The sequence below is a fragment of the Klebsiella sp. MS 92-3 genome (genome assembly GCF_000195655.1).
In the GTDB taxonomy this organism is placed as follows: domain Bacteria; phylum Pseudomonadota; class Gammaproteobacteria; order Enterobacterales; family Enterobacteriaceae; genus Klebsiella; species Klebsiella pneumoniae.
In genome coordinates, this window is sequence record NZ_GL882724.1 from 83,894 (window position 1) to 88,946 (window position 5,053).

Annotated in this window: 6 protein-coding genes and 1 tRNA gene; 5 read left to right on the forward strand and 2 right to left on the reverse strand. The window is 53.8% G+C overall.

Annotated elements, in window-relative coordinates; genetic code table 11:
- Nucleotides 1-39 precede the first annotated feature (39 nt).
- From folP to HMPREF9538_RS32035, 5 genes are all read left to right on the forward strand, one after another.
- On the forward strand, nt 40-888 hold the full coding sequence (gene folP, locus HMPREF9538_RS24320; protein ID WP_002918371.1) for a dihydropteroate synthase: 849 nt from the start codon (nt 40-42) through the stop codon (nt 886-888).
- Entirely contained in the window at nt 881-2,218 is a 1,338-nt protein-coding gene (gene glmM, locus HMPREF9538_RS24315; RefSeq protein ID WP_002918370.1) for a phosphoglucosamine mutase, read from the forward strand. The genes folP and glmM overlap by 8 nt, the downstream gene beginning before the upstream one ends.
- Nucleotides 2,219-2,447: 229 nt before the next feature.
- A complete protein-coding gene (gene secG / locus HMPREF9538_RS24310; protein ID WP_002918369.1) occupies nt 2,448-2,777 on the forward strand; it encodes a preprotein translocase subunit SecG in 330 nt (109 codons plus the stop codon).
- 9 nt (nt 2,778-2,786) lie between these two features.
- A tRNA-Leu gene (locus HMPREF9538_RS24305) sits at nt 2,787-2,873 on the forward strand.
- Nucleotides 2,874-3,170: 297 nt separating this feature from the next.
- Entirely contained in the window at nt 3,171-3,419 is a 249-nt protein-coding gene (locus HMPREF9538_RS32035; protein ID WP_002918368.1) for a hypothetical protein, read from the forward strand.
- Nucleotides 3,420-3,460: 41 nt separating this feature from the next.
- Here the strand turns inward: HMPREF9538_RS32035 and HMPREF9538_RS24295 are convergent, their stop codons facing one another.
- On the reverse strand, nt 3,461-4,012 hold the full coding sequence (locus HMPREF9538_RS24295) for a YfaZ family outer membrane protein (RefSeq protein WP_002918367.1): 552 nt from the start codon (nt 4,010-4,012) through the stop codon (nt 3,461-3,463).
- Nucleotides 4,013-4,353: 341 nt separating this feature from the next.
- Nucleotides 4,354-4,983 carry a winged helix-turn-helix transcriptional regulator gene (locus HMPREF9538_RS24290; RefSeq protein WP_004185827.1) on the reverse strand — a complete coding sequence of 210 codons (630 nt, stop codon included), beginning with the start codon at nt 4,981-4,983 and terminating at the stop codon, nt 4,354-4,356.
- Between the last annotated feature and the right edge of the window lie 70 nt (nt 4,984-5,053).

Below are 5,053 nucleotides of genomic sequence, written 5' to 3' on the forward strand. Positions count from 1 at the left end.
TTTTTCTTTTTTAACCTCTTCAGTCTCAGGGATTTTGTGATGAAACTTGTAGCCCAGGGCTCAACCCTCGATCTCTCTCACCCCCACGTGATGGGTATTCTAAATGTGACGCCTGACTCCTTCTCCGATGGCGGCGCCCATAATTCGCTGATTGAGGCGGTGAAGCATGCCAATCTGATGATCAACGCCGGCGCGACCATCATTGATATCGGCGGTGAATCGACGCGGCCAGGGGCGGCTGAGGTTAGTGTGGAAGAGGAGCTTGCGCGGGTGATACCGGTGGTTGAAGCCATTGCCCAGCGCTTTGAGGTATGGATCTCAGTGGATACCTCCAAGGCGGAGGTTATTCGCCAATCGGCCAGGGCCGGGGCGCATATCATCAACGATATTCGTTCGCTGACCGAGCCCGGCGCGCTGCAGGCCGCCGCGGAAACTGGACTGCCGGTGTGTCTGATGCATATGCAGGGACAACCAAAAACCATGCAGGAGGCGCCGAAGTATGAGGACGTCTTCGCCGATGTTGAGCGTTTTTTTAATGAGCACATTGTGCGCTGCGAACAGGCGGGGATCGCAAAAGAAAAATTGCTGCTCGACCCGGGATTCGGTTTCGGTAAAAATCTCTCCCACAATTACCAACTGTTGGCCAGGCTTGGGGAGTTTCATCACTTTGGTCTGCCGCTGCTGGTCGGTATGTCACGTAAGTCGATGGTAGGTCAGTTGCTGAACGTCGGGCCGTCGGAGCGGCTGAACGGCAGCCTGGCGTGTGCCGTCATTGCAGCAATGCAGGGCGCGCAGATTATCCGCGTCCATGATGTCAAAGAAACGGTAGAAGCGCTGCGCGTGGTGGAAGCCACCCTCGCCGCTAAGGGAAAAAAACGTTATGAGTAACCGCAAGTATTTTGGCACCGATGGTATTCGTGGCCGCGTCGGCGATGCGCCGATCACTCCGGAGTTTGTGCTCAAGCTGGGCTGGGCGGCGGGCAAAGTGTTAGCGCGTCACGGTTCACGTAAAATTATCATCGGCAAGGATACCCGTATTTCGGGCTATATGCTGGAATCGGCGCTGGAAGCTGGACTGGCGGCAGCGGGGCTCTCTGCGTCGTTCACCGGGCCTATGCCGACACCGGCCATCGCCTACCTGACGCGCGCCTTCCGCGCCGAGGCGGGGATTGTTATCTCTGCTTCACATAACCCTTTCTACGACAACGGCATTAAATTCTTCTCCATTGAGGGCACCAAACTGCCGGATGATGTCGAAGAGGCGATTGAAGCCGAAATGGAGAAAGAGCTCACCTGCGTGGATTCGGCTGAGCTGGGCAAAGCCAGCCGTATCGTCGATGCGGCGGGGCGCTACATTGAATTTTGTAAGGGTACCTTTCCCAACGAACTGAGCCTGGGAACGCTGAAAGTGGTGGTGGATTGCGCGCACGGCGCGACCTATCACATCGCCCCTAATGTCTTCCGCGAGCTGGGAGCCCAGGTTATCGCGATGGGCTGCGAGCCAGACGGTCTCAACATCAACGAAGAGGTCGGCGCCACTGACGTGCGGGCGCTGCAGGCGCGCGTGCTGGCGGAAAAAGCCGATCTGGGTATTGCCTACGACGGCGATGGCGATCGGGTGATTATGGTTGACCACGAAGGCAATAAAGTCGATGGCGACCAGATCCTCTATATCATAGCCCGGGAAGGATTGCGTCAGGGGCAGCTGCGCGGCGGCGCCGTCGGCACGCTGATGAGTAATATGGGGCTGGAGCTGGCGCTCAAGCAGTTAGGCATCCCGTTTGCCCGCGCGAAGGTCGGTGACCGCTATGTACTGGAGATGCTCCAGGAAAAAGGCTGGCGCATCGGTGCGGAAAATTCCGGCCATGTGATCCTGCTGGATAAAACCACCACCGGCGATGGCATTGTCGCCAGCCTGCAGGTGGTCGCGGCGATGGTCCGCAACCACATGAGCCTGCATGACCTGTGCAGCGGGATGAAAATGTTCCCTCAGCTGCTGGTGAATGTCCGCTTTACCGAGGGCAGCGGTAACCCGCTGGAGAATGAGCACGTCAAAGCGGTGACCGCGGAAGTGGAGGCGGCGTTAGGAAAACGCGGCCGTGTCCTGCTGCGTAAATCGGGTACGGAGCCGCTAATCCGCGTGATGGTGGAAGGCGAGCATGAAGATCAGGTGCACGAGTTTGCGCACCGCATCGCTGAGGCGGTAAAAAGCGTTTAGCTTTGCCGGCTAAGTGGTTAAAAAGGCGGCGCTTGCCGCCTTTTTTATGATCGAAAATTGGCTTTTTGCTGTTTTTTTCTGCAGTTGATACAATGTGTCGAAATTGCCCTTGCGAAGGTCATTCGCTTTGGTTAGTATTCACACCCGCTTCAGTGGGAAACGTTAAAACGTCCCGCTTTATTGGTCGAAGCACTTGGTATGCGGCGAATCCGCAAGGAACAGGTTGATTATGTACGAAGCTCTTTTGGTTGTTTTCCTTATTGTAGCGATTGGCCTTGTAGGTCTGGTTATGCTGCAGCAAGGTAAAGGCGCTGATATGGGAGCCTCCTTCGGTGCAGGCGCTTCCGGCACACTGTTTGGGTCCAGCGGTTCTGGCAACTTTATGACCCGAATGACCGGCATCCTGGCTGCGCTGTTCTTCATCATCAGTCTGGCGCTGGGTAATATCAACAGCAACAAGACCAGTAAAGGAAGTGAGTGGGATAATCTGAGCGCGCCGAAAACGGAGCAAACTCAGCCAACTGCGCCGGCTCAGCCGACCAGCGATATCCCGCACTAAGTATTCTGTACCGAGGTGGTGGAATTGGTAGACACGCTACCTTGAGGTGGTAGTGCCCTAACGGGCTTGTGGGTTCGAGTCCCATCCTCGGTACCAATATTCCAGAAAAAAGACGCTGAAAAGCGTCTTTTTTTGTTTTTGTCCCCGCTGGACATTTATTTATAAACATCTCTTCGCTGGTTGCCTCCTTTTACTGTCGTTAAAGTCGCCTCGTCAAATTAACAGAGGTGAAGTGACACAATGAACAAGATCGGGTTGCTTATCGTCGCCGGCGTACTCGGTTTAGCTGGGTGCAGTTCAACATCGCCCTCCCAAACGGTGGAGACGATTAATGCGCTAACCGTACCGGTATCGCCCAGTGAGTCTGGGACTACAGCGAATCATGCCCAGGCGGTGAGGCGCTATTTCCAGGACAATACGGCACTGATTAGTCGCCTTAACCATTCGTTGAAAAGTCATTATCTGCAGGACGTGGAGCGCCGCGATGTGTTCGACAGACACAGCGAGGCGTATAAGGTGTATGGCGCCCTGACCCGCCTGGAGCAGATGGCGTCCATGAATGAGGTTTACCGCAAAGAGAATAATATTGCAGGCCTACAAGAGATCAACCGCGTACTGAAAAGCGTGCCGCTGACCAGCTGAGAATGAAACAGGGACTGCCGACCGGCAATCCCTGTGAAGAGTTAAAAGCGGAAGTTAACCCCGGCGTAAGCGCCGTCGGCCAGCGTGTTATCGCGATTGCCATCTTTCCCTGCCATATCAATATAGCGATAGCCAGCTTCGATATTCAGAGACGGGAGCACGTTAAGGCGTACCCCGGCATTGGCCTCCACATAATCCTCAACGCCGCTGGACATTGAGTCCGGTGAGTAATAGCCCTCGCCGAAAAGCGTGAAATACTGACCAAGGGGGAGTTCAGCGCCGCCACCGGCGGCGATGGCGTAACCTTCATCACCATCTTTTGGATTCAGATAGACCGCCTTACCGCCCAGGGTCATCAGAAAAGGGCCAAGGTTAAAGTTATAACCCATTCCCAGTCCTACACTATCTCCGTCGTTGTCGCTATGGGCCCACTGAGAACTGAACGTCATACCCGGTTCCCCGGCGCCAAAGCTGGCGGACAGATTGGTAAACTCGGCGCCAGCTTCTCCATGCAGGTTAACGGCTGCGCAGGCAGCGCTGCTGGCTCCCAAAGCGATCGTTACGGCAACCATTTTTGCAGCAATAGACTTCATTATTAAATTCCTTCAGATAAAAAAAAGCCCGATATGGGCGTTCGGGCATAATTAACGGGTTCGTGCATCTCATTGTTATGGTCGCGGCAGGCGAGGGGGCAACTCTCGCTACCGCCGCACACGTCTGGCCGATTTCCGCTGGCATATCCTGAGCCGGTGCAGACCCGGCGGTTAACGCCGTTTGTGGTCGTCTGCTGGCGAACTCAGTAATAGATTGTCTTCCGGGAAACCCAGGCGCTTAGCATAAAATTTTTGTTCTTTTAGCGGTAACGGTTATTGGTTTAAATTTAAACATCTTCCCCGCTGCAGCAAATAACAATAAATGATAGGAGGAGTGCGGGTCAGAATTTTTCAGGAAGTGAGACGATATTTTGTAAATAACCGCCGCGGGCAAAGGTAATATAACCGCCTTTCTTTAATGCTGACAATACATTGAGAATACTGCTACGCGACAGAAGGGTCCTGTCCTGAATATACTCAAGAATAGATACTCGCTGTCGGGTCTCTTCGCTTAATAGCATCATCTCCAGCAAATGGTTACGGATGACCGAATAGGTACGCTGCTGCAGGACCAGATCGTCACGATACACCATATACGAGGTATGATAAGCCAACAGGCTGGTCACCTCTTCCCACAGGTTATGCTGACGAAAAAGCGCCGAAGCCAGGTCATAGTCGATCCGTAGCAGTTCGCATGATACCTCGGCTCGCAGGCTGTGGCTGCGGCTGGGCTGCAGCATTTCCGCCACGCCGAAAAGATGCGGCTCATAGACGGTCACCATCAGTAGCCTGTCGGAATTACGAATAATCGACAGCTCGCCTTTTTTAAAAATAAAGAGCTGGGTTTTGCCTTTATATTCCCATGTCAGTCTTTTTCTGGCGATCGCGTTAACGGGTGTCGCGTGTGGCTCAAGTACATCGATCAGTCGGTCAATGGTCTTTTGCGGCCTGATCGGCGGTTTAATATTCATGATGTGTATCACCAGATATGAATTAATCAATTGAGGCTATTATAGTCAACAGTTTTGCTGGTCTGGCGAT

Bases quoted from the DNA above. Each gene is read 5' to 3' on its own strand.
- folP (WP_002918371.1), top strand. From the start codon at position 40: ATGAAACTTGTAGCCCAGGGCTCAACCCTCGATCTCTCTCACCCCCAC.
- glmM (WP_002918370.1), top strand. From the start codon at position 881: ATGAGTAACCGCAAGTATTTTGGCACCGATGGTATTCGTGGCCGCGTC.
- secG (WP_002918369.1), top strand. From the start codon at position 2,448: ATGTACGAAGCTCTTTTGGTTGTTTTCCTTATTGTAGCGATTGGCCTT.
- HMPREF9538_RS24295 (WP_002918367.1), bottom strand. From the start codon at position 4,012: ATGAAGTCTATTGCTGCAAAAATGGTTGCCGTAACGATCGCTTTGGGA.
- HMPREF9538_RS24290 (WP_004185827.1), bottom strand. From the start codon at position 4,983: ATGAATATTAAACCGCCGATCAGGCCGCAAAAGACCATTGACCGACTG.